Genomic DNA, 3,166 nt, shown 5'->3' with positions numbered 1-3,166 from the left:
GCTGATCTCCAGTCGGTAGCGGCTGCGGAACGGCGTGTCGCCGATGTCCGCGACGCGAAGCTCATGCGTCGGCGCGCATTCCAGCACGTGGTTGTAGGGGCCGATGCGCTCGATGGCGCGCAGCGCGCGCGGCCCGAAGCGCGAGCCGGGACGGTTGGTGACGCCGAGATCCATCGGCACGCCGATCATCGCCACCTGCAGGTCGCCGAAATCCGGGTTCTCGGCGGCGATTTCGCGGTAGGGCGCGGCGAGGAAGGTCGGGATGCCGGAATAGGGCGCGAGGCGGGTGCCCGACTTGTTGAAGATCTTGTCGGCGACCTTGCGGAACTTCGGGTCGAACATCTCGCCGCCATGGCTCTCGCCATATTTGCGGCGCAACGCTTCGAGCTTGCCGCGATCGTAACCCATGTCCGGTCTCCTCTGCTTGCTGCCCGCACGGACGATTTGCCAAGCCAGCCTGTTGTCAGGCTGGATCGTTACCCGCTGTCCCCTTGCGGATTTCATGTCTCTTGAAAGCTGTTCCGGACAAAAGTGTCGGGCAGCCGCATTGAAAAATCAATTGATATTGTTAGGGTCTGTGCTGTGAGAAAATCTCACAAAGTAGGAGCTCTCCATGGCCAAGCGCCTGCCGCCGCTGAACCCGCTGCGCGCCTTCGAAGCCGCGGCGCGGCACGCCTCGCTGACCAAGGCGGCGGGTGAGCTCAACGTCACCCACGGCGCCGTCAGCCATCAGATCAAGGCGCTCGAGCAGTCGCTCGGCGTGAAGCTGTTCGAGCGCACCGGGCAGCGGGTGAAGTTGACGCCGCATGGCGCGGAGTTCCTGCCGGCGGTCTCGGCCGCCTTCGAGGGCATCGCCGCCGCCACCCAGCGCATGACCAGGCCGGCGAGTGCTGGCGCGCTCTCGGTCTCCTGCGTGCCGGCGCTGTTGCTGCTGTGGATGACGCCGCGGCTCGGCTCCTTCACGGCGCAATATCCCGACATCCAGCTGACGCTGATCCCGTCCAACGATCCCAAGGACATCCGTGCCGCGGACATCGACGTCTGCGTGCATTATGGCGACGGCGGCTGGAGCGACTGCTGGATACGCAAATGGTCGGGGCTGGAGCTCTTCCCCGTGGTCAGCCCGACGCTGATCAACAACCGGCCGATCCGCAGCGTCCGCGACCTCGCCGACCATGTGTTCCTGCATGGCGACGATGGCCGCGAATGGCACACCTGGCTGGCCGCCGCCGACGCGCTCGACCTGGAGCGCGGCCGCCGCCACCGTCTGGGTGATGCGCGCATGGCGACGGAGGCCGCCGTGCACGGCCATGGCGTCGCGCTCGGCGATTCCGTCACCGCGCGCGCCCTGCTTGCCAGGGGCATGCTCGTCGCGCCATTCACTTTGTCGGTGCCGGCGGTCGACGATTTCTACGTCGTCTGCCGCAACGAGATGCGTTCGGCGCCGATCGTCCAGTTGTTCATCGACTGGCTGTTCGCAGAGAAGGAGCAGGACGAGGGCCGCGCCGATGCCCCCGTGGCCGGCCGCATGCCTAGCCGCAGGAAACGTCCCGCGCTGAAGGTTGTCGGTGCCAGGGCCCTGTCCTGACGGCTGGACTTGCATAGCCGCTTTTTGTCGGGCCAGCTTGCAAAGCGGGGAGCGCGTTCGAAAATACAATGCTAAGAGGCATTCCCGCGGCTAAGAGCATGATCCCGAAAACCGGGAACCGGTTTTCGGGATCATGCTCCAACGAAAAGCTGGATCAGGATGGCGGTCTAACGAAACGTCATCCTGATCCAGCGAGCTATGAAAGCGCATTGAGACATGGCAAAGACCGATATAGCGCGGCGCGTCTACAACCACACTTGGAAGCTCGACCCGATCGTCCGTAGCCTGCTGGACACCGACTTCTACAAGCTTTTGATGCTGCAGATGATCTGGGGCATGTACCCCAAGGTCGACGCCACCTTCACACTGATCAACCGCACGACCTCGGTGCGTCTGGCCGATGAGATCGACGAAGGTGAACTGCGCGAGCAACTCGACCATGCCCGCACCTTGCGTTTCTCCAAGAAGGAGATGATCTGGCTGGGCGGCAACACTTTTTATGGCCGCAAGCAGATTTTTGAGCCGGAATTCCTGGCATGGCTGGAGGATTTCCGCTTGCCCAACTACGAGCTGTCCAGGCGCGACGGCCAGTACGTGCTCTCCTTCCCCGGCCCCTGGATGTACACGACACTGTGGGAAATCCCGGCTTTGGCCATCATCAACGAGCTCCGTTCGCGAGCGGCGATGCGCTCCTTCGGCCCGTTCGCGCTCGACGTGCTTTATGCCCGCGCCAAGGCCAAGATGTGGGACAAGACCGAGCGGCTCAAGGCGCTGCCGGGCATCCGCATTTCCGATTTCGGCACAAGGCGCCGCCATTCGTTCCTCTGGCAACGCTGGTGCGTCGAAGCGCTGAAGGAAGGCATCGGCGATGCCTTCACGGGCACGTCAAACGTGCTTCTGGCCATGGATAACGACCTCGAGGCTTTGGGCACCAACGCGCATGAATTGCCCATGGTGTTTGCAGCGCTCGCCAATTCCGAAGAGGAGTTGCGCGAAGCGCCCTACAAGGTGCTGCAGGACTGGCAGCGCTACTATGGCGGCAACCTCCTGATCGTGCTGCCGGACACTTTCGGCACCGCCGCGTTCCTGCGCGATGCGCCGGACTGGATTGCCGACTGGACCGGCTTCCGCCCCGACAGCGCGCCGCCGATCGAAGGCGGCGAGAAGATCCTCTCCTGGTGGCGCGAGAAGGGCAAGGATCCCAAGCAGAAGCTGCTCATCTTCTCCGACGGGCTGGAGGTCGAGACCATCGAGGAGGCCTATCGTCACTTCAAGGGCAAGGTGCGCATGTCCTTCGGCTGGGGCACCAACCTCACCAATGATTTCGAGGGCTGCGCGCCGACCGAAACCAAAAGCCTCGACGCCATCTCGCTGGTCTGCAAGGTCAGCGAGGCCAATGGCAGGCCGGCGGTGAAGCTGTCGGACAACCCCGCCAAGGCGACCGGGGATGAGAAGGAGATCAAGCGGTATCTGAGGATTTTCGGAGAGAAGGGGCGGGTGGAGCAGTTGGTGAAGGTGTGAGGGCGTTGGCGGTGATGTCCATGCCTGGATCGCCACCTGACGCCCATAACTCTGAAA

3 protein-coding genes are annotated in these 3,166 nt (G+C 63.4%); 2 read left to right on the top strand and 1 reads right to left on the bottom strand.

Translation table 11 applies throughout. The features are described from left to right. Positions 1-408: arginase family protein (locus tag EOD07_RS28275; RefSeq protein ID WP_206519581.1), on the bottom strand; the 408-nt coding region annotated here is incomplete at its 3' end. A gap of 205 nt (positions 409-613) precedes the next feature. Between EOD07_RS28275 and gcvA the strand changes: the two genes are divergently transcribed. Further along, complete coding sequence (gene gcvA / locus EOD07_RS28270) at positions 614-1,588, top strand: transcriptional regulator GcvA (RefSeq protein WP_071069380.1); 975 nt, start codon at positions 614-616, stop codon at positions 1,586-1,588. A 216-nt stretch (positions 1,589-1,804) separates the two neighbouring features. Next, positions 1,805-3,109 carry a nicotinate phosphoribosyltransferase gene (gene pncB, locus EOD07_RS28265; protein ID WP_073984849.1) on the top strand — a complete coding sequence of 435 codons (1,305 nt, stop codon included), beginning with the start codon at positions 1,805-1,807 and terminating at the stop codon, positions 3,107-3,109. Positions 3,110-3,166 lie beyond the last annotated feature (57 nt).

The sequence above is a fragment of the Mesorhizobium sp. M2C.T.Ca.TU.002.02.1.1 genome (assembly GCF_003997225.1).
Note: the sequence above shows the minus strand (reverse complement) of the source record. Positions and strands in the feature narration are given on the sequence as shown.

What these genes read in the sequence shown, in the direction of transcription:
- gcvA (WP_071069380.1), top strand. Translation starts at nt 614, where the DNA reads ATGGCCAAGCGCCTGCCGCCGCTGAACCCGCTGCGCGCCTTCGAAGCC.
- pncB (WP_073984849.1), top strand. Translation starts at nt 1,805, where the DNA reads ATGGCAAAGACCGATATAGCGCGGCGCGTCTACAACCACACTTGGAAG.